General features: G+C 55.9%; 20 protein-coding genes. 10 read left to right on the top strand and 10 right to left on the bottom strand.

The window, feature by feature from the left end; translation table 11 throughout:
• Nucleotides 1-123: 123 nt before the first annotated feature.
• The 5 genes from ACR0NE_RS07315 to fabD all read right to left on the bottom strand — a co-directional run bounded on the left by ACR0NE_RS07315 (nucleotide 124) and on the right by fabD (nucleotide 3,836).
• Entirely contained in the window at nucleotides 124-867 is a 744-nt protein-coding gene (locus ACR0NE_RS07315; protein WP_170396463.1) for a 1-(5-phosphoribosyl)-5-[(5-phosphoribosylamino)methylideneamino]imidazole-4-carboxamide isomerase, read from the bottom strand.
• A gap of 123 nt (nucleotides 868-990) precedes the next feature.
• Nucleotides 991-1,530, bottom strand: a complete 540-nt coding sequence (locus ACR0NE_RS07320) for a GNAT family N-acetyltransferase (protein WP_170403143.1) — start codon at nucleotides 1,528-1,530, stop codon at nucleotides 991-993.
• 141 nt (nucleotides 1,531-1,671) lie between these two features.
• Nucleotides 1,672-1,905: an acyl carrier protein gene (locus tag ACR0NE_RS07325; RefSeq protein WP_008756330.1), complete on the bottom strand. Its 234-nt coding sequence runs from the start codon at nucleotides 1,903-1,905 to the stop codon at nucleotides 1,672-1,674.
• A 210-nt stretch (nucleotides 1,906-2,115) separates the two neighbouring features.
• Complete coding sequence (gene fabG / locus ACR0NE_RS07330) at nucleotides 2,116-2,853, bottom strand: 3-oxoacyl-[acyl-carrier-protein] reductase (RefSeq protein WP_170396459.1); 738 nt, start codon at nucleotides 2,851-2,853, stop codon at nucleotides 2,116-2,118.
• A 44-nt stretch (nucleotides 2,854-2,897) separates the two neighbouring features.
• Nucleotides 2,898-3,836 (bottom strand): ACP S-malonyltransferase, encoded by a 939-nt coding sequence (fabD, locus tag ACR0NE_RS07335; protein WP_170598017.1) that lies wholly within the window; start codon nucleotides 3,834-3,836, stop codon nucleotides 2,898-2,900.
• Between the two features lie 172 nt (nucleotides 3,837-4,008).
• On the opposite strand from fabD, the gene ACR0NE_RS07340 reads away from it, so the two are divergent.
• Nucleotides 4,009-5,238, top strand: a complete 1,230-nt coding sequence (locus tag ACR0NE_RS07340) for a cytochrome b/b6 domain-containing protein (protein WP_170598014.1) — start codon at nucleotides 4,009-4,011, stop codon at nucleotides 5,236-5,238.
• A gap of 54 nt (nucleotides 5,239-5,292) precedes the next feature.
• Here the strand turns inward: ACR0NE_RS07340 and ACR0NE_RS07345 are convergent, their stop codons facing one another.
• Together ACR0NE_RS07345 and ACR0NE_RS07350 are read right to left on the bottom strand one after the other, a co-directional pair.
• Nucleotides 5,293-5,865 carry a YceI family protein gene (locus ACR0NE_RS07345; protein ID WP_170422240.1) on the bottom strand — a complete coding sequence of 191 codons (573 nt, stop codon included), beginning with the start codon at nucleotides 5,863-5,865 and terminating at the stop codon, nucleotides 5,293-5,295.
• A gap of 126 nt (nucleotides 5,866-5,991) precedes the next feature.
• On the bottom strand, nucleotides 5,992-6,501 hold the full coding sequence (locus tag ACR0NE_RS07350) for a hypothetical protein (protein WP_480459283.1): 510 nt from the start codon (nucleotides 6,499-6,501) through the stop codon (nucleotides 5,992-5,994).
• Nucleotides 6,502-6,779: 278 nt separating this feature from the next.
• Between ACR0NE_RS07350 and rpsF the strand changes: the two genes are divergently transcribed.
• From rpsF to ACR0NE_RS07380, 6 genes are all read left to right on the top strand, one after another.
• Nucleotides 6,780-7,133 (top strand): 30S ribosomal protein S6, encoded by a 354-nt coding sequence (gene rpsF, locus ACR0NE_RS07355; protein ID WP_068332653.1) that lies wholly within the window; start codon nucleotides 6,780-6,782, stop codon nucleotides 7,131-7,133.
• A gap of 27 nt (nucleotides 7,134-7,160) precedes the next feature.
• Nucleotides 7,161-7,388: a 30S ribosomal protein S18 gene (gene rpsR, locus ACR0NE_RS07360; RefSeq protein ID WP_005608650.1), complete on the top strand. Its 228-nt coding sequence runs from the start codon at nucleotides 7,161-7,163 to the stop codon at nucleotides 7,386-7,388.
• A 12-nt stretch (nucleotides 7,389-7,400) separates the two neighbouring features.
• Nucleotides 7,401-8,021, top strand: a complete 621-nt coding sequence (gene rplI / locus ACR0NE_RS07365; protein WP_170396450.1) for a 50S ribosomal protein L9 — start codon at nucleotides 7,401-7,403, stop codon at nucleotides 8,019-8,021.
• Nucleotides 8,022-8,174: 153 nt separating this feature from the next.
• The gene (locus ACR0NE_RS07370; RefSeq protein ID WP_170396448.1) at nucleotides 8,175-8,660 is read left to right on the top strand and encodes a lytic transglycosylase domain-containing protein; all 486 of its coding nucleotides are present in this window, start codon (nucleotides 8,175-8,177) and stop codon (nucleotides 8,658-8,660) included.
• A gap of 278 nt (nucleotides 8,661-8,938) precedes the next feature.
• On the top strand, nucleotides 8,939-9,640 hold the full coding sequence (locus tag ACR0NE_RS07375; RefSeq protein WP_170396446.1) for an autoinducer binding domain-containing protein: 702 nt from the start codon (nucleotides 8,939-8,941) through the stop codon (nucleotides 9,638-9,640).
• 119 nt (nucleotides 9,641-9,759) lie between these two features.
• Nucleotides 9,760-10,614, top strand: a complete 855-nt coding sequence (locus tag ACR0NE_RS07380) for an acyl-homoserine-lactone synthase (RefSeq protein ID WP_170598011.1) — start codon at nucleotides 9,760-9,762, stop codon at nucleotides 10,612-10,614.
• 95 nt (nucleotides 10,615-10,709) lie between these two features.
• Here ACR0NE_RS07380 and tig read toward each other — a convergent pair whose 3' ends face one another.
• The 3 genes from tig to ACR0NE_RS07395 form a co-directional block, all read right to left on the bottom strand.
• A complete protein-coding gene (gene tig, locus ACR0NE_RS07385) occupies nucleotides 10,710-12,041 on the bottom strand; it encodes a trigger factor (protein WP_170396960.1) in 1,332 nt (443 codons plus the stop codon).
• A gap of 184 nt (nucleotides 12,042-12,225) precedes the next feature.
• Complete coding sequence (locus ACR0NE_RS07390; RefSeq protein WP_170422244.1) at nucleotides 12,226-13,350, bottom strand: porin; 1,125 nt, start codon at nucleotides 13,348-13,350, stop codon at nucleotides 12,226-12,228.
• A gap of 301 nt (nucleotides 13,351-13,651) precedes the next feature.
• A complete protein-coding gene (locus tag ACR0NE_RS07395) occupies nucleotides 13,652-15,235 on the bottom strand; it encodes an NAD(P)H-hydrate dehydratase (protein ID WP_170598008.1) in 1,584 nt (527 codons plus the stop codon).
• A gap of 169 nt (nucleotides 15,236-15,404) precedes the next feature.
• Here ACR0NE_RS07395 and ACR0NE_RS07400 point away from each other — a divergent pair, with 169 nt between their 5' ends.
• From ACR0NE_RS07400 to ACR0NE_RS07410, 3 genes are all read left to right on the top strand, one after another.
• Complete coding sequence (locus tag ACR0NE_RS07400; protein ID WP_170396438.1) at nucleotides 15,405-15,743, top strand: P-II family nitrogen regulator; 339 nt, start codon at nucleotides 15,405-15,407, stop codon at nucleotides 15,741-15,743.
• Nucleotides 15,744-15,776: 33 nt separating this feature from the next.
• Nucleotides 15,777-17,183 (top strand): type I glutamate--ammonia ligase, encoded by a 1,407-nt coding sequence (glnA, locus tag ACR0NE_RS07405; protein ID WP_170396436.1) that lies wholly within the window; start codon nucleotides 15,777-15,779, stop codon nucleotides 17,181-17,183.
• 128 nt (nucleotides 17,184-17,311) lie between these two features.
• Entirely contained in the window at nucleotides 17,312-17,959 is a 648-nt protein-coding gene (locus ACR0NE_RS07410) for an MSMEG_1061 family FMN-dependent PPOX-type flavoprotein (protein WP_170565886.1), read from the top strand.
• The last annotated feature ends 37 nt before the right edge of the window (nucleotides 17,960-17,996 follow it).

Here is a 17,996-nt window from a genome sequence, read left to right on the forward strand (position 1 = left end):
TCTGAACCGGCATCCTTGTGCCGTAACCTGTTCAAATCCTCTGTCAATTGAGTTGAACGATGCCTGAAAGGCAAAAACCCGCCCTTCCTTCAACGGGAAAGGCGGGTCGTCTGGTACTGAAGTTTACTGGAACTCGGCGACTGGCTCGTGTGCCGATTGGGCGACCTCCAATGCTTCGGACAGATCGACGGACTTGCGGAACAGTGCCCGGCCAACGATCGCACCCGAAATATTCGAGATATAGGCGAGACGAGAGATATCGTCGCTGGTACGCACGACACCGCTGGCTATGATCGGTGTACGCGATTTTTCGGCCAGTCCTGAAATCAGACCCAGCTGCGCCTCGACGTCTTCCATATCGCTATCGATATCGGTCACCAGAATGGCTGCAAGAGGCGTATCCGCGAAAGCTTCGATGAAGGCTTCCGGGGTAAACGCACTTTGGCTGCGCCAACCTTCGGTCATCACTTGCCCTTGCCAAACATCGACCGCCAACACGATCTGATCGGGATAAAGCTTAGCCAATTCCTTAACCAACTGCGGGTCCCAAGCCGCAAGTGTGCCAATCACGATTCGGCCAGCCCCTTTATTGATCCAATGTTCAACATGCTCGCGGGTCCGCATCCCCCCTGCCAACTGCACTGACATTTCAGAGGAGCGAATGATTTCTTCGATCAGTTCTGAATTGGTATCCCGGCCTTCGATCGCGTCAAAATCCGTAAGCTGCATCCATTCCGCTCCAGCCGCAGACCAGCCGCGCGCGGTCTCGACCGGATCTACATGCCAGATCATCGCTTCATCCAGACGCCCCTTGTCCAGCGTAACGCACCGACCGTTCTGCAACTCCATCGTGGGGTAAATCATCATGATTCATATCCTCCGCTGAATCATTCCGTAATTCCACGATAGCATAGAGTCTCAGTTTGCCGCTTTATTTCACAAGATCGGCAAAGCTCGTCCATTTTGCGGCATCGCACTGCCTAATGCGTTTCACACCCGTGTAGGAGGTCCATCACGGCGAAACAGATGAACGGGGGTGTCGCGGTATTCAGCCTCGCGCAACAGCTTATAGCCCAGCTTTTCAGCCAATCGCTGAGAGGCTGCATGGTCCGCGTCGATCAGCGCAACCAACGGGCCCGGAATGATCCGGTCGAACCAGTCGTGCGCCGCCTGTGCGGCCTCACACCCGTATCCTTGCCCCTGCATGTCCGGGGCCAGAACCCACCCGGCTTCGGGAAAACCATCGAAATCATCGCCCAGAGACCGGTTGCCATAGAAGAACCCGGCTTGCCCGATCAGAGTACGATTCGACTGCAGCATCACACCCCATTGACCGAACCCGGTCATCTGCCAATGTCCAGCGTTGCGCAGGAAAGAATCCCACGCCTCGCCGCGCGTTTTCGGGGTGCCTCCGATATGGCGTACAACTTCGGGGTCGCGCCAGATTTCGGCGAACCGGTTGAAATCCTCGGGGCGCATTGCACACAAGGTCAGACGCGCCGTATTGATCATCGGGGTGGATCTTATCATGCCCTTGCCCGCTCAGAAACTTGCCTCAGGTGTCAGAGTGCGGAGCCTCAACGCCTCAAAGCAAGCGCGAAATGTGGCAGAGCATAAAAAAACGGCGCTTCCGTTGCCCGGAAGCGCCGTTTTTGTCTCAGTCAGGTCAGCTTAGGAAGCTTCGCTGATGAATTTGACCGCGTCGCCAAAGGTCTGGATGGTCTCGGCTGCGTCGTCCGGAATCTCGATGCCGAACTCTTCTTCGAACGCCATTACCAGCTCAACGGTGTCCAGGCTGTCTGCGCCCAGATCGTCGATGAACGAGGCGTTTTCGGCAACCTTGTCCTCTTCAACACCCAGGTGCTCAACAACGATCTTCTTTACGCGATCTGCGACGTCGCTCATGTCTATTCCTCATTTCAATTTCAGGGCTGTCCGCCCGGTTCTGCCCTTGCCCGTTCGGGGTGGACTTGTTTTGCCCTTTCCGGGCGGTTTGGGTCCCGGGTCCCCGGGAAATCAGAGAACCGGCCCTTGGACCGGTTCCTGCGCATATGCGCCGCCTATAGCACAGACAACGCACAAGGCAAACGCTTTCGCGCCCACCCTGAATTGCGATTACAACATGGCCATACCGCCATTCACATGCAAGGTGCTTCCGGTAACATAACCTGCTTCAGGGCTTGCCAGATACAGCACAGCGGCTGCGATTTCCTGCGGATCACCCATACGACCGGCCGGAACCTTGAGCAGCAGACCCTTCTTTTGCTCATCCGTCAGCTTCTCGGTCATCGCGGTGGTGATAAAGCCCGGCGCAACCGCATTAACGGTAATGCCACGGGTCGCAACCTCATGCGCCAGCGCCTTGGAAAAGCCGATCATGCCGGCCTTGGAGGCAGCATAGTTCGCCTGCCCTGGGTTTCCGATCGCAGCCACAACGGACGAGACATTGACGATCCGACCCCAGCGCGCCTTCATCATGCCCCTGATCACGCCTTTGCACAGCTTCATCGTTGCGGTCATGTTCACGTCGATCACGCTCTGCCATTCTTCATCCGACATGCGCATGAACAAGTTGTCGCGTGTGATGCCTGCGTTGTTCACCAGAATATCAACCGAGCCCATCGCCTCAGCCGCTTGTTTCGGCAGGGCCTCGACGGCTTCGGGATCGCTAAGGTTACACGGCAAGACATGCGCACGATCGCCAAGGCTGTCGGCCAGAGCTTGCAGAGGCTCCACGCGCGTTCCGGAAAGGCCAACAGTTGCACCAGCGTCGTAAAGCGCGCGGGCGATATCGCCGCCAATCCCACCCGAAGCACCGGTGATTAACGCATTCTTACCTGTCAAATCAAACATCTATGTTTCCTCTCTGGCCGCCGAAACCGGCGGCTGTCCCTTGTTCATGCGCCGGGGTTAACGGCTTTTTGTACATCTTCAGGCGTCCCGACCGCTGTGCACGCCAATGCTCGATCGATCTTGCGGATCATTCCCGACAGAGCTTTGCCCGCGCCGATCTCCCACGCTTCGGTCACACCCTGCGCGACCATGTACTGTACGCTCTCACGCCACCGAACCGAGCCGGTGACCTGTTCCACCAGCAACTGACGGATCATATCTGGATCAGCCACAGCTTCGGCGCGAACATTCGCAACCAAAGGCACGGTAGGCGCTTTGATTTCAACCGAGGCCAAAGCCTCTGCCATTACATCTGCCGCAGGCTGCATCAGCGCACAGTGAAATGGAGCACTTACCGGCAACATAATTGCACGCTTGGCACCTTTTTCCTTGGCGATCTCGGCTGCGCGCTCAACAGCGGCTTTTGAACCAGAAACGACTACCTGGGTTGGGTCATTGTCATTGGCAGCCTGACAGACCTCATCTTGCGCGGCCTCTTCCGCAACGGCGCGCACCGCTTCAAGATCGAGCCCCAGAATGGCGGCCATTGCGCCCTCGCCCACCGGCACTGCACTTTGCATCGCCTGCCCGCGCGTCCGCAGCAGGCGGGCAGTATCGGCAACCGTCAAAGCTCCGACCGCAGCCAGCGCCGAGTATTCACCCAGCGAGTGACCCGCCACATAAGATGCCATTGAAATCGAAACGCCTTCGGCCTCAAGTGCGCGCATTGCGGCCATCGAGGTTGCCATCAGCGCGGGCTGTGCATTCTGAGTCAGGGTCAGCTCTGCGATATCGCCTTCCCAGATCAGATCGCTCAGTTTTTCGCCCAAGGCCTCATCGACCTCATCGAAAACGGCGCGGGCGGCTGGATATGCCTCAGCCAAGGCCTTGCCCATTCCGATGGTCTGGGCGCCCTGCCCGGGGAAAACAAACGCGCGTGTCATTGGTGCCTCTTGCGTGACGTCAGATTTCGGCGGGGTTTAAACTGACAATCGGCGCGGCACAAGCATTGCCTGCGTTCTGCATCAGGACACCTTTACTGTGCATTTCTCTGTCTTGTGTCCACACGGCATCCATTTAACTTACCCTCAATTCAGAAACTCGGAGAGCCAATCGATGCCCCTTACCAACACCCGGTCCAGCTATGGTGGTGTAACCAAAGCATTTCACTGGCTGACCGCGCTACTGATCCTGACGGCTCTGCCGCTGGGCTGGTTCGCGAACCAATTGGCCCATGCGATTTACGATCCGAGCATTCCCACGACCGAGGATGACATCGCCCGCGCCGCCCAGCTGTTTTCACTGCACAAAACCATTGGTGTTACCGTGTTCTTCGTCGCACTGGCCCGAATCCTTTGGGCTGTTACCCAGACGAAACCGGGCTTGCTGAACGCTGAAAACAAACCCGAGGCCTTCGCCGCCGAAACTGTGCACTGGCTGCTGTACGGCTCGCTTGTTCTGGCTCCGCTCAGCGGCTGGATCCACCACGCCGCCACCGACGGCTTCGCGCCGATCCTATGGCCCCTTGGTCAGAACCTGCCGCTTATTCCGAAGTCAGCTTTCCTTGCAGACATCAGCGCCAGCCTGCATTGGCTTTTCGTCTGGGCCCTGGGTGTGGCACTCGTGCTGCACATAGCGGGCGCGCTGAAACACCATGTCGTGGACAAAGACAGTACCCTGCGCCGTATGCTGCCCGGCCAATCGGACGCGCCGGAACCCCCGGCACAGCACCATTCCATTGTTCCCGCCTTCGCCGCCTTGGCAATCTGGGGCGCGGTGCTGGTCGGAGGTTGGTCCACCGGTGTCTTTGACGACCAGTCCAAAGCAACCGAAGACACGGCCGAACTTGCGCAAGTTCAATCGGAATGGGAGGTCGAAGACGGATCCCTGTCGATTACTATCTCGCAATTGGGCAGTCCCGTAAGCGGCGAGTTTGCTGACTGGACTGCAGCGATAGCGTTTGAGGATCCCGCCGAGCCGGGATTGGCCGGTTCCGTCGATGTAACGATTGCCATTGGCTCACTCAGCCTCGGCACAGTCACCGGCCAAGCGATGGGTGCGGATTTCTTTGACAGTGCGCAGTTTCCTACGGCTCAATTTAAGGCCGACCTGTTCAAAACGGATGCGGGTTATGAGGCGCGAGGACCTCTGACAATCCGGGACAAATCTATCGATGTCGTCCTGCCATTTACGCTGGAACTGGCCGACGATGCAGCGACGATGTCGGGGAATCTGGAACTCAACCGAATGGATTTCGACGTTGGAAAATCGCAACCCACCGAAGATTCGTTGGGGTTCACGGTTATCGTCACAGTTGAATTGACGGCAGAACGCGACGACAAATGAAAAACCGCCGGGGCGCATAACCCCGGCGGTTCCTTTTTTGGGATCATGAAGGGATTAGTCGGCCTTCTGCGCCTCGATCGAAATCTTGACCTCGACCTCGTCACCCACGAACGGAGCGAATTGGCCCAGATCAAAATCGCTGCGCACCAGCGTTGTGGTGGCGTCAAATCCGGCCCATGGCTTGCCCGCCATCGGGTGCTCACCCACTTGGTTCAGCTTGGCATCCAGAACCACGGATTTGGTGACACCATTCATGGTCAGATCACCGGTGATGTTGGCTGTGTTCTCGCCAGTGACCTCAATACCAGTTGAAGTGAAGGTCACCAGATCACCTTCGGCTGCGCCAAAGAAATCTTCGGTCATGAAGTGATCTTCGCGCGGCTTCCAACCGGTGATCATCTCAACGACCGGCATCGAAACAGTCACGCTTGATGCTGCCGGGTCTTCCTGATCAAACATGATTTCGCCCTCAAAGCCCGAAAACATGCCCGTGGTGGTCGAAAAGCCAAGGTGGTTCCAACTGAAGATGACCTGGCTATGGCTGGAGTCCAAAACGTATTTTTCAGCACTGGCGAATGCTGTGGTCGCCGATACGGCCAAAGCAGCAGCAATAAGGGTGGATTTCATAACAATCTCCGCAATGGTGTTGTTGCAAACCGGGTGGGTTGCTCACCTACGAAAATGTGCCGCCCAAGGGCGGCACACAAGTTTTTTTGATTCACAACTTCTGTTCCTTTTTGAACAGAATAAAAATCAGGCGAAAATTGTTACGTTTTGGCTGAGTTGACCTTTGAGCGCTGAGCCAACATCCGCCGATTCCAGTGGCAGCTTCATCAGCAGGCTTCCGTCTACATCGTACAGTTCGACCTGGTCGTCAGCGAAACGCGCGCCACCCAGCGAGTCGTAGCTGCGGCGCAATACCGTTTGCGGCCGACCGTTTTCGTTTTTCTGAAGAATGCGAACCTCGCGGCGGATTGGGTCAAAATAGGCGTCTGGGCGCGCATCCATCACCTCGATGGTCAGAAGGCTGACGCCAACAATCAAGAACATCAGTGAAGCGACCAACTTGATAGGCCAAACCTCGGCTCCCATAACCGAACCCGGCATCAACCACATCGAAAAGGCCGACACGATCAGAAAGACACCAACGGCACGCAGAAGAAACATCCGAGCCCGCCAATTCGGCGCAAACGTAATCAGAACGGGGACGGATTTATCAAATACCGCAGCAGGCGTCGATTGTTCAAAAGTGTTTGTGTTCATGACGGCCATTGTCTTGCCCTGTCTATGTTTTCCAATCTACCGGGTTCTCCCGGCTTCATGAACAACCTCGGGGCGAAAAGCGTCAGGAATTGGGCGCACCAGTGGAAATAGGGCGACTTCACAAAGGCATATGTGGCAGGGCTTGCCCCGCCCGCTCAAACGTGTATACGGGGCCATCCTTCGCAGGAGTTATGAATCGCGCAGCCTCTCGTGGCAGGGTCGCGAAGGACCATATGGCCCCGCCTTTGAAATGCGCCTTGATATAAACAGGAGTGCACATGCCACTGTATGAGCATGTAATGATCGCGCGTCAGGATTTGTCCAACGCGCAGGCAGAAAGCCTTGTCGAACATTTCGGCACCGTTCTGGCTGACAACGGCGGCAACGTCGTCGAAAGCGAGTACTGGGGCGTCAAGACGATGGCTTACAAGATCAACAAGAACCGCAAAGGCCACTATGCCTTCCTGAAAACCGATGCCCCTTCGGGTGCGGTTCAGGAAATGGAACGCCTGATGCGCCTGCATGATGACGTGATGCGCGTTCTGACCATCAAGGTCGACGAGCATGCCGAGGGCCCTTCGGTCCAGATGCAGAAGCGCGATGAGCGCGAAGGCCGCCGCGAGCGCCGCTGATCAACGCCTGACGAAAGGACATAAACCATGGCCGCAAAACCATTTTTCCGCCGCCGCAAGGTCTGCCCGTTCTCGGGTGAGAACGCGCCGAAAATCGACTACAAAGACACTCGTCTGCTGCAGCGCTACATCTCTGAGCGTGGCAAGATCGTACCTTCGCGCATCACCGCCGTTTCGGCGAAAAAGCAGCGTGAACTGGCCCGTGCTATCAAGCGCGCCCGCTTCCTCGCCCTGCTGCCCTACGCCGTGAAGTAAGGAGAGACTGACATGCAAGTTATCCTTCTGGAACGCGTTGCGAAACTGGGTCAGATGGGCGACGTCGTTGACGTCAAGCCCGGCTACGCCCGCAACTTCCTGCTGCCCCAAGGCAAAGCGCTGAGCGCATCGAACGCCAACATCGCGTCGTTCGAAGCCCAGAAAGCGCAGCTTGAGGCACGCAACCTGGAAACCAAGAAAGAAGCTGAAGCGCTGGCTGAAAAGCTGGACGGTCAGCAGTTCATCGTGATTCGTTCGGCATCGGATGCCGGCGCTCTGTACGGTTCGGTCACCCCGCGTGATGCCGCAGACGCCGCAACCGAAGCTGGCTTCACCGTCGACAAGAAACAGATTGCCCTGATCGCTCCGATTAAGGAACTGGGTCTGCACTCAGTCGCAGTCAACCTGCACCCCGAGGTAGAAGTCGAGATCAAGATGAACGTCGCACGTTCGGAAGAAGAAGCCGAACTGCAGGCATCGGGCAAATCGATCCAGGAACTGGCTGCTGAAGAAGAAGCCGCTGCCGAATTCGAAATCGCCGAACTGTTCGACGACATAGGCTCTGCCGCTTCGGAAGACGAAGATCTGGTTGCCGAAGAAGCTCCGGTCGAAGAAGACGAAGCAAAAGCCTGATCTGGCTGCATATCCAATTTCAAAGGGCCGCGCTTTTACGCGGCCCTTTTTCTTTTTGTTACATCGCAAGAAAAATTCAGCCCGATTGTTCGCCTGGCCTTGCAGACCGGCGAGGGTTTCATATCATCGCCATTCGCAATCAGGAGTATTTTGATGACCCCCCTCCTTCGTCGCCGCGTCTTAACCTTGTTGCTTATGGCACCGCTTGCAGCTTGTGGCAGTCCTGGCAGCTCGGGTTCCGGCGATACCTTCGATCCCCCCCTCTACCCCAATGAAACACCCGAGCTTCGCGCCTCGATCAATAAATGGGCTGACCACTACGAGCTCCCGCGGGAGCTGGTGCACAAGCTGGCCATCCGTGAAAGCACACATCGACCGTGGGCGGTGAACCGGCCCTATTATGGGCTTCTGCAAATCCTCCCGGCCACTGCGCGATCAATGGGTTACACTGGAAATGCCAAAGGCCTGCTGGACGCCGATACCAATCTGGAGTTTGCCGGAAAATACCTGCGAGGCGCCTGGCTTTTGTCTGATGGAGATCAACAACGTGCCATCTTTCTTTATGCCAAAGGATATTGGCCCGAAGCAAAGGCCAGGGGCATGCTCGTCGAGACGGGTCTGGTTTCTGCCACAGAATAGGCATGTTTAATTCGCATTTCGATTGTAATGCACATGCATAACCTTCGAAATGCCACGGCGAATCCCATGACCTACTGCACAACTCTGACGTTAAATCTTTTAAAGGTGCGTAATTGTGTGCCCGAAAGGCACATTTACCTATAAAAGGCAGACATTTCCCACATCTTCTTGTCTTGACAAGCGAAATGTGGTGTCCTGTTTGACGTCAGGGAAGACAGTATCATTTTCCTGGCCAAGGGGATCCGCCCGCTCACTCGGGTCTAACTGGTCGTTACCGTATGGATATTGTTGATCTCAGCACTCTTCCCGAACAGGATACTCGGTATGACGAGTTCCTGCGTCAGGTCTGTGACAAATATGAAATGGACCACGCAGCCTATGCGGGTATGAATCCTGCTGCAGGTACGATTCACGGCCATGTGACCTATGGGGACGACTGGAAAACCCACTATCAAGAGCAAGGCCTGCACCTGATCGATCCGACGCTGCACATGAGCCAGCGCAGTATCGCTCCGGTCGACTGGAGCCGTCTGGAACGCGGTAAAGATTTTCAGCGCGTTTTTCGCGATGCACATGATTTTGGCATTCCAGATCAAGGCATTACGATTCCGGTTCGCGGGCCGTACGGAGATATCGGCTTGCTTAGCGCAGTGCGCGAGTGCAGCCGGGATGAGTGGAAGAAACTGGTGCCCAACGTGATAAGTGACCTGCAATCATTGGCCGTACACATCCATGACAATGTCATGACATCGGATACGATCAGCCGGATGCTGTACCACCCGACCCTCTCCAGCCGAGAATTGGAGATTTTGCAATGGGCCGCAGCGGGTAAATCGCAACAAGATATCGGCGATATACTGTCGATTTCGCACCGCACGGTTGAGGTGCACTTGCGCTCTTCTCGCGAAAAGCTTAATGCACTGACGACTCCGCAGGCTGTCGGTCGGGCCATCGGAATCGGCTTAATCTACCCAGGATAAAGCCAAATTTTGCCGAAATTGGGCTAAAAAAAGCCAATATTACGGGAAACCCCCAATAGATTCGCTGTGGAAACCGGGTAACGTCTTATCCACAGACAGATCACTCGAAGGGGGTTAACATGATTTTGGTAGTTGATGGGCTGAACAGACATCTGTTCACCGAAGTTCTTGACGATATGTTCGAACTGCGCGCTCGGGTTTTTGGCGGGCGACTTGGATGGGACGTCCACATCGAAGACGGCAAAGAAATCGATCAGTTCGATCATCTGGATCCTGCATACGTAATTGGTCTCGACGATGAGGGGAACGTCGTAGCCGCAGTACGTGCACTCCAGACAACCGGCCCGCACATGCTTTCAGATGTGTTCTCGGATATCTTATGCGGCGAAGCGCCAATGCGCAGCGCGACCATGTGGGAATCCACCCGCTTCTGCGTCGACACGCAGCGACTGACCCGAGGGAAAGAGAAGAACTCGGTTTCTTACGCGACCTGTGAGCTGATGATCGGATCTCTGGAATACTGCCGCAGCGCGGGTATCCAGGACATCATCACCGTGATTGACCCGGTTATGAACCGCGTTCTCAAACGCTCGAACTGTGCGCCCTACGACTATGTGGGCGAAACCGTTCCGATGGGCAAGGTACCGGCCATGGCGGCGTTGCTGGATTGCACAGAAGAAAGGATTTCGGGTCTTCGCGAATTCGCAGACATTCACCACGATGTCTTTATCGAAGAAGAAAAGGCGTTGGAGTTCTTCGAGGCCAAAAAGGTCGCCAAACTCAGCCCGGCAAATCGTGACCACAAGCCGCTCACCGATCTTGAGAAGTACTTTGTCGAACAGATGAGTGCGGCCAAGACGGAAGAAGAAAGGCAGGCAGTGCTGAAACTGATCGAAGCGCTGTCCGACACATTCACCCCAGAGCAGAAGACCGCTCTGTTACAGACCCCCCGTGCTTTTGCTCATGAGGCCTGACCCCCTCACCTCATAGTACAAAGCCACCCATGCGGAGCCGTCTAATTCGAGACGGCTCCGCTTTTTTTTGACCCCTAAAGGGGGAAGGAAGAGGATTATTCCTCTTCCAGTGCCTCAACGGCTTTTTGCAGATCGTCCTTGCTGACTTCTTTGTCCGCAACCTGAGCCAGTTCGAAGACGTAGTCGACAACCTTGTCTTCAAAGATAGGCGCACGCAGCTGCTGCTGCATTTGGGCGTTCTGCTGCACAAATTCAAAGAACTGGCGCTCCTGGCCCGGGTACTGACGCGCCTGGTTCATGATCGCCTGTGTCATTTCCGAGTCGGTCACTTCAACCTCGGCCTTCTGGCCCAGTTCGGCAAGCAGCAGGCCCAGACGCACGCGGCGCTCGGCAAGCTTGTTATGCTCGTCGGTTGGTTCGATCGGATCGTGATCGTGACCTTCAACGTCAGGATTTTCCTCGTGCCACAGCTGATGCGCGATCTGCTTGGCTTCGGCTTCTACCAGTGACGGCGGCAGGTCGAACGAGACTTTCTCGTCCAGCACGTCCAACAAAGCGCGCTTCATAACTGCACGGGACGCACCAGCATATTCGGCTTCCAGACGCTCGGCGATCTGTGCCTTCAACCCAGCCAGATCTTCGGCACCAAATTTCTTGGCCAACTCGTCGTCGACCTCAGCCGCGACCGGCTCTTTCACCTCTTTGATGGTGCAGGTGAAAACGGCGTCTTTGCCGGCCAGATGCTCAGCACCGTATTCTTCGGGGAAGGTGACGTTGACGTCTTTTTCTTCCTCGGCCTTCACACCGACCAACTGCTCTTCAAAGCCGGGGATGAAGCTGTTCGAGCCCAGAACCAGCGGGTAATCTTCAGCCGAACCGCCTTCGAACTCTTCGCCGTCAACCTTACCAACAAAGTCGAACACGATCTGGTCACCGTCCTTGGCTTTCGAACCCTTACGGCGCGCTTTGAAGTTCTGCGCGGTCTCGGCCAGGTTGTTCAGCGCTTCTTCCACGGCTGCGTCGTCCGCTTTGACAACCAGCTTCTCCAGTTCAACCGATTTCAGGTCGACCTCGGGAATCTCAGGCAGCGCTTCGTAGGACATCGCAACTTCTACGTCGTCGCCTTCTTTCCAGTCCTCGTTGGTCATCTTGACCTCGGGCTGCAACGCAGGACGTTCGCCGCTGTCCTCAAAGTGCTTGTTCATCGCACCGTCGATGGTTTCTTGCATCGCTTCGCCAAGCAAGCGCTGGCCGAACTGCTTTTTCAGCAGAGCCATCGGCACCTTGCCTTTGCGGAAACCCTTCATTTCAACCTCGGGCTGCGCTTCGGTCAGTTTCTCGTTGACCTTGTCGTCCAGCTCGGCTGCGGTCACAACGATGTTGTAGCCGCGCTTCAGACCTTCGTTCAGCGTCTCGGTAACCTGCATTTTGGTAGTCCCCATAGGATTCGGGGCGCGCAAAACGGGCGCGCCGGGCAAATTTGACGCCTTCTATTTGCACAGCCGCCTGCGTGCAAGAGGCAAAGGCCCTTTCAGGCTGGTTTTACCCCTATTACAGACGAAAAAACGCCCCGGCACAGGCCGGAGCGTTCGATCATCGAAAGCTGAGAAATCAGAACCTCCAGCGGGCCCCCAGCACCCACGCCTCGTTGTTGTCGAACGAAGCGCCATCTTCGAAATCGTGATTGCGGTATTTCAGATATGCATCTGTATTGATGCTGTCGATACGCTGAACAACAGCGATGCCCCAAGCATCGGTGCTGGAACCGTCATTTACGAAGTCCGAGCCCGAGTAATAGTCGATCCCGATACCGGTTTTACCCCAGGATACCCACTGATCCTCATAGGCAATCTTGCCGTAGAAGTAGTTCGGGTCAGACGCACCATCCGCGTCATTGTCCCGCGTACCGGCGGCTACGGTGAAGCTCAGGCCGTTTTGCAGCATAACCGAGGCCGACCCGATCGTATCCTTGCGGTCCCCCGATCCATCGTCAGCCGAACGCACCGAGTATGCAACCGCCGCTGCAAATTCAACCCCGCCGCCGAAGGTGTTGTTATAGCGAAGGCCGATATCGTAATAGTCATCGTCATCGCTGCTGGACAGAATGTTCTGACCATAGGCGATGCCGGCCTTAAAACCGCTGAACTCCGGCGTGTCATACCGAACGCGGCCACGGCGCGCACCGTCAAAGTTGCTGCTGGAATCGCCAACGGTGATGTCGCTCAGCAAACCGTCAGTACCGCGATAGAAGAACCCGCCATTTTCATCGTTGGTAAAGGAATACAGCGCAGTTCCAACGTAAGACAGATCCACTTCGGCAGCGCCATCGGCCACCATGCTGCCCTGACCGGCCGAGAATTTACCCCAGTCACCGGCAAGTGCGAAATCCACGTGACGGATATCTTCACGGGTCCAGCCGCTGAAATCTGTGCCCAGCTGGTTCCACTCGCTCGAGCTCGGCAGACCAAGCCCGGTTTCAAAACGGAAGGTGAAATCGTTGTTGCCGAAGGGCTGCAACAGTTCCAAACCGACGCGGCTGTTTGACAGGTCATTGTCCAGAACGCGCGTTTCGGTCTCTTCACCGTCGTCAACCGAGATTAAGGCCGGGTGCAACTGACCATAAAGCAGGACATAACCGCCCGTGTTGTTTTCGTATTTCAGTTCGGCGGCGGCGGGGATTGCCGTTGTTGCGACAAGCGCCGCGGCTATCGAAGTCAGCTTAAAATTCACTGTCATGTCATTCACCATAGATGGGTCAGTTTTTTTAGATATTGCCGATATGCGCACCTGGATTAACGGTTCCAATGATTGCTAAAGCTTATTAGCCCGGCATTGCATTTCTGCCACAGGCGGAAGCGGGGACCTTCAGGGAAAGCGTTTTATAATCAATATTTTGACCTAGTTCGAAAGCAGCACCCAGCTAACCTGCAAGACAATTCTTGCGCTGCGTGTTGCAGCTTGCAAACACCCGTTATGCGCACAGGTAAATCATAAGGCGAAACATTGCCGCTTTGACCCGCGATCGGCCAATATTTGCCTATGACCCATTTATTTCAAGCCGTGCGAATACCGCTGGCAATTGTTCCGGCAGATCTTCAGCAATCAACCCCGGCCCAAATTGCCTGGCGCATTCCACATGTAACCAAGCTGCGGTCTTGGCTGCAGCCATCGGGTTGAAGCTCCGCGCCAGTAGTCCCGTTATGAACCCGCCAAGCACATCGCCCGACCCTGCTGTCGCCAGCCAGGGCGCCGCCCGGTCAAACAGCGCCGCATTGATCACACATTGCCCATCCGGTGCAGCAATCACCGTGTCAGGGCCCTTGTATAGTACCACACAGCCAGCCTGCTTGGTCGCCTCACGCACGGCATCCACTTTGGAATAAGCCGGCCCTTTGCCCGGCTTGACCGAGAGCTTTTCGGAGATCTCCGGGAACAATCGCGCAAACTCGCCCCCGTGCGGTGTCAGAACACATCTGTCATGGAGCATGTCCAACAGCACCTCTGGCGCATCAGCAAACGCCGTCAAAGCATCCGCGTCCAGCACTGCGGGACGCCCCGAGGCCAGCGCCGCAGGAACCAGCTCCTGCGCACGCGCCAGCCCCAAACCAGGACCGAGGCATAGTGCATTCAACCGCGCATCCATCAGGACTTCCATCAGATCATCGCCGCTCTGGACCCGCTGCAGCATCAGCGCAGTGATGTGACTGGCAACCTCCATCTGAGCCGAGGGTGGAACACCCAGCGTCACCAATCCGGCCCCGATGCGTAATGCACCACGTGCCGCCAGCCTTGCTGCGCCGGTTGCCCCCGCACCTCCGCTAATAATCAAGGCATGCCCATGCGCATATTTGTGTAAGGCAGTTGCCTTCGAAAAATCAGCATCCGGGGTGGTCACCAGTTTGACCGCGCCCTGAACTCCCTCCTCCAAACCAATGTCCTTGACGACCAATCGGCCACTTCTGACCGGCCCCAGCCCCAGATAATGCCCCAGCTTTGCAGTATGAAACGATACCGTGAGCCTGGCCTGAACCGTCGCGGTCCCCGGGGCCAGCTCACGCCCACTATCGGAACACAGGCCAGACGGCATATCAACGGATACTGTCTTTTCGGCGATGGCTGGATCCGAGGCAGTCATTTCTGCCCATTTTAGAACATCACCCTCAAGCGGTCGCTGTAAGCCCGTCCCGAATAACGCATCGACATAAAGGTCAGCCCCTTGATGCGCGGCAAACACTTCGGAAAATGGGTGAACCTCCCCCAATTCGCCCCACCTGTCATGATTCACACGCGCATCTGGTGGCAGCTTCGCCGGATCACCAAGAAGAAATGCCGCCACCTCCCAGCCGCGCTCCCGCAGCAAGCGTGCAACAACAAATCCATCCCCCCCGTTATTTCCTGGCCCGCAAAGAATTACCGCACGCAGCGGATCCTCTTCATCTGGCCCCAAATACCTCGAGGGTGCGGGGGCTGGCCCCCGCTGCAGCTCTGGCCATTCTTCAAATACGGCTTGAAGAACACCGCGCCCCGCCCGCTCCATCAGCTCCAGTCCGCTCACGTCACCGGACTCAATCGCGGACTTTTCGATCGCCCTCATCTGTGCCGCTGTCAGCAACTCTGCCATATTGCGCCCTCACGCGATTCAATTCTGATTACATTTTGTGCATATCGATCAAAATTTAACCCGTTGCACGATTTCGCAGCACCACAAGGCGACCAAATTCGCAGTTCCATTGCTGCCCGATCTTAGACGTGATCATTGCCATCAAGACAACCATACAAGGTGAGCCGGAATGAAAAAGATCGAAGCGATCATCAAGCCGTTCAAACTGGACGAAGTGAAAGAGGCGCTGCAAGACGTGGGAGTCCAGGGCCTCAGCGTGGTCGAGGTAAAAGGCTTTGGTCGCCAGAAAGGTCACACCGAACTTTATCGCGGCGCAGAATATGTTGTCGACTTTCTACCCAAGGTAAAGGTCGAGGTCGTGCTGGATGATGATCAGGTTGACGCAGCGATCGAAGCCATCGTTAGCGCCGCTAAGACCGACAAGATCGGGGACGGAAAAATCTTTGTCTCACCTATCGAACAAGCCATTCGTATCCGCACCGGCGAAACCGGTTCGGAAGCCCTGTAACACAGCAATCTTCAAATCAGAGGAACAAATAGTATGAGCAAGGACGCAGTTCTTCAGCTGATCCGTGATGAAGACGCCGAATACGTCGACATCCGCTTTACCGACCCGCGTGGCAAACTTCAGCACGTCACCATCATGTCCGATCAGGTCGATGAGGACTTCCTGGAAGAGGGCTTTATGTTCGACGGTTCGTCCATCGCGGGCTGGAAGTCGATTGAAGCTTCCGACATGAAACTGATGCCCGACACCGACAGCGCCTATGTCGATCCGTTCTATGCGGAAAAGACCATCTGCCTGCACTGCTCGGTTGTGGAGCCTGACACTGGTGAAGCCTATGAACGTGACCCGCGAGGCACCGCTCAGAAAGCCGAAGCGTACCTGAAGGCTTCCGGTATTGGTGATGTGGCCTACATGGGTCCTGAGGCCGAATTTTTCCTCTTTGATGACGTTCGTTTCTCGAACAGTATCAACAAGGTATCCTACGAAGTTGATGCGACTGATGCATCGTGGAACACCGACACCGAATACGAGATGGGCAACATGGGCCATCGTCCGGGCGTCAAAGGTGGTTACTTCCCCGTAAACCCCGTTGACGAAGCGCAGGACCTGCGCTCGGAAATGCTGTCGACCATGAAGCGTCTGGGCATGAAGGTCGACAAGCACCACCATGAGGTTGCATCGTGTCAGCACGAACTGGGCCTGATCTTCGACAGCCTGACCAAGCAGGCCGACGAGCTTCAGAAATACAAGTACGTGATCCACAACGTTGCACATGCCTATGGCAAATCGGCGACCTTTATGCCGAAGCCAATCGCAGGTGACAACGGCACCGGCATGCACGTGAACATGTCGATCTGGAAAGACGGCAAGCCGCTGTTCGCGGGCGACAAATACGCCGACCTGTCTGATGAGGCGCTGTACTTCATCGGCGGCATCCTGAAGCACGCCAAAACGCTGAACGCCTTCACCAACCCGGCGACCAACAGCTACAAGCGTCTGATCCCAGGTTTCGAAGCCCCCGTCTTGCGCGCCTATTCGGCCCGCAACCGTTCAGGCTGCGTGCGTATTCCGTGGACCGAAAGCCCGAAAGCCAAGCGCGTCGAGGCCCGCTTCCCCGATCCGGCCGCAAACCCCTATCTGGCGTTCGCCGCGCTGCTGATGGCCGGTCTGGACGGCATCAAGAACAAGATCGATCCGGGTGAAGCCATGGACAAGAACCTGTACGATCTTCCTGCCGAAGAACTGGCCGACATCCCGACCGTATGCGGCTCGCTGCGCGAAGCTCTGGAAGCGCTGGCATCTGATCACGACTTCCTGCTGCAAGGCGATGTGTTCACCAAAGACCAGATCGACGGCTACATCGCGCTGAAGATGGAAGAGGTAGAAACCTACGAGCACACACCTCACCCGGTTGAGTACGGCATGTACTACAGCTGCTGATTAAGAATTTTCGACGAAAATTCTCAGGGGGCGCCCATCGGGCGCCCCTTTTTCTGTATCTCCGCGAGATTTGACGGATCGATGATGATCTTTCAAAATTTAAGCTCAACATCAGGCGGAGAGAGCACATGCCCGCAAGCGACAAACCCTTTTCTGAGTATTCAGGACTTGTAACCTCGGAAAAAGATCTGGAACGCATTTGCGGGCAACCCTTGCCGCAGATCATTGCAAAGGAATTGCCTGCACTTGATGAGATGTGTCGAGACTTCATTGGCATGTCCTCGTTCTGCCTGATCGCTTCGGCCAATCCCGATGGGCATCTCGATATTTCGCCTCGTGGCGATCCTGCGGGGTTTGTGCAGGTGCTCTCGAACTCGATGATTGCGATCCCGGACCGGCCTGGGAACAAGCGCGTGGATACGTTTCATAATGTGCTGAAAGATCAGCGCGTCAGCGTGATATTCTTTGTCCCCGGAAAATTGGAAACTCTGCGCCTGCGGGGATCCGCGAGAATTAGCGCAGATCCCGAACTTCTTTCAAACATGGCCGTTGGTGGACGCGTGCCCAAGCTGGCCCTGTTGATCCATGTCGAAACCGTCTTTGCGCACTGTCCCAAATGCATCATTCGATCAAACCTGTGGCAACCCGATGAATGGCCGGACTCATCCAGTCTGCCAAATATGAACGCGATGATGGTCAAACATGCCAAGATCGACAAAACCCCGGATGAATGGTTCGAATCCCTGAAAGGCACAGACGAGCTTGATCTCTATTAAACCACTTTGCGGTAGGTCGAACTCGGCTTAGGCTGAG

This window comes from Ruegeria sp. C9 (assembly GCF_056537585.1).

Bases quoted from the DNA above. Each gene is read 5' to 3' on its own strand.
- ACR0NE_RS07315 (WP_170396463.1), bottom strand. From the start codon at position 867: ATGATGATTTACCCCACGATGGAGTTGCAGAACGGTCGGTGCGTTACG.
- ACR0NE_RS07320 (WP_170403143.1), bottom strand. From the start codon at position 1,530: ATGATAAGATCCACCCCGATGATCAATACGGCGCGTCTGACCTTGTGT.
- ACR0NE_RS07325 (WP_008756330.1), bottom strand. From the start codon at position 1,905: ATGAGCGACGTCGCAGATCGCGTAAAGAAGATCGTTGTTGAGCACCTG.
- fabG (WP_170396459.1), bottom strand. From the start codon at position 2,853: ATGTTTGATTTGACAGGTAAGAATGCGTTAATCACCGGTGCTTCGGGT.
- fabD (WP_170598017.1), bottom strand. From the start codon at position 3,836: ATGACACGCGCGTTTGTTTTCCCCGGGCAGGGCGCCCAGACCATCGGA.
- ACR0NE_RS07340 (WP_170598014.1), top strand. From the start codon at position 4,009: ATGCCCCTTACCAACACCCGGTCCAGCTATGGTGGTGTAACCAAAGCA.
- ACR0NE_RS07345 (WP_170422240.1), bottom strand. From the start codon at position 5,865: ATGAAATCCACCCTTATTGCTGCTGCTTTGGCCGTATCGGCGACCACA.
- ACR0NE_RS07350 (WP_480459283.1), bottom strand. From the start codon at position 6,501: ATGAACACAAACACTTTTGAACAATCGACGCCTGCTGCGGTATTTGAT.
- rpsF (WP_068332653.1), top strand. From the start codon at position 6,780: ATGCCACTGTATGAGCATGTAATGATCGCGCGTCAGGATTTGTCCAAC.
- rpsR (WP_005608650.1), top strand. From the start codon at position 7,161: ATGGCCGCAAAACCATTTTTCCGCCGCCGCAAGGTCTGCCCGTTCTCG.
- rplI (WP_170396450.1), top strand. From the start codon at position 7,401: ATGCAAGTTATCCTTCTGGAACGCGTTGCGAAACTGGGTCAGATGGGC.
- ACR0NE_RS07370 (WP_170396448.1), top strand. From the start codon at position 8,175: ATGACCCCCCTCCTTCGTCGCCGCGTCTTAACCTTGTTGCTTATGGCA.
- ACR0NE_RS07375 (WP_170396446.1), top strand. From the start codon at position 8,939: ATGGATATTGTTGATCTCAGCACTCTTCCCGAACAGGATACTCGGTAT.
- ACR0NE_RS07380 (WP_170598011.1), top strand. From the start codon at position 9,760: ATGATTTTGGTAGTTGATGGGCTGAACAGACATCTGTTCACCGAAGTT.
- tig (WP_170396960.1), bottom strand. From the start codon at position 12,041: ATGCAGGTTACCGAGACGCTGAACGAAGGTCTGAAGCGCGGCTACAAC.
- ACR0NE_RS07390 (WP_170422244.1), bottom strand. From the start codon at position 13,350: ATGACAGTGAATTTTAAGCTGACTTCGATAGCCGCGGCGCTTGTCGCA.
- ACR0NE_RS07395 (WP_170598008.1), bottom strand. From the start codon at position 15,235: ATGGCAGAGTTGCTGACAGCGGCACAGATGAGGGCGATCGAAAAGTCC.
- ACR0NE_RS07400 (WP_170396438.1), top strand. From the start codon at position 15,405: ATGAAAAAGATCGAAGCGATCATCAAGCCGTTCAAACTGGACGAAGTG.
- glnA (WP_170396436.1), top strand. From the start codon at position 15,777: ATGAGCAAGGACGCAGTTCTTCAGCTGATCCGTGATGAAGACGCCGAA.
- ACR0NE_RS07410 (WP_170565886.1), top strand. From the start codon at position 17,312: ATGCCCGCAAGCGACAAACCCTTTTCTGAGTATTCAGGACTTGTAACC.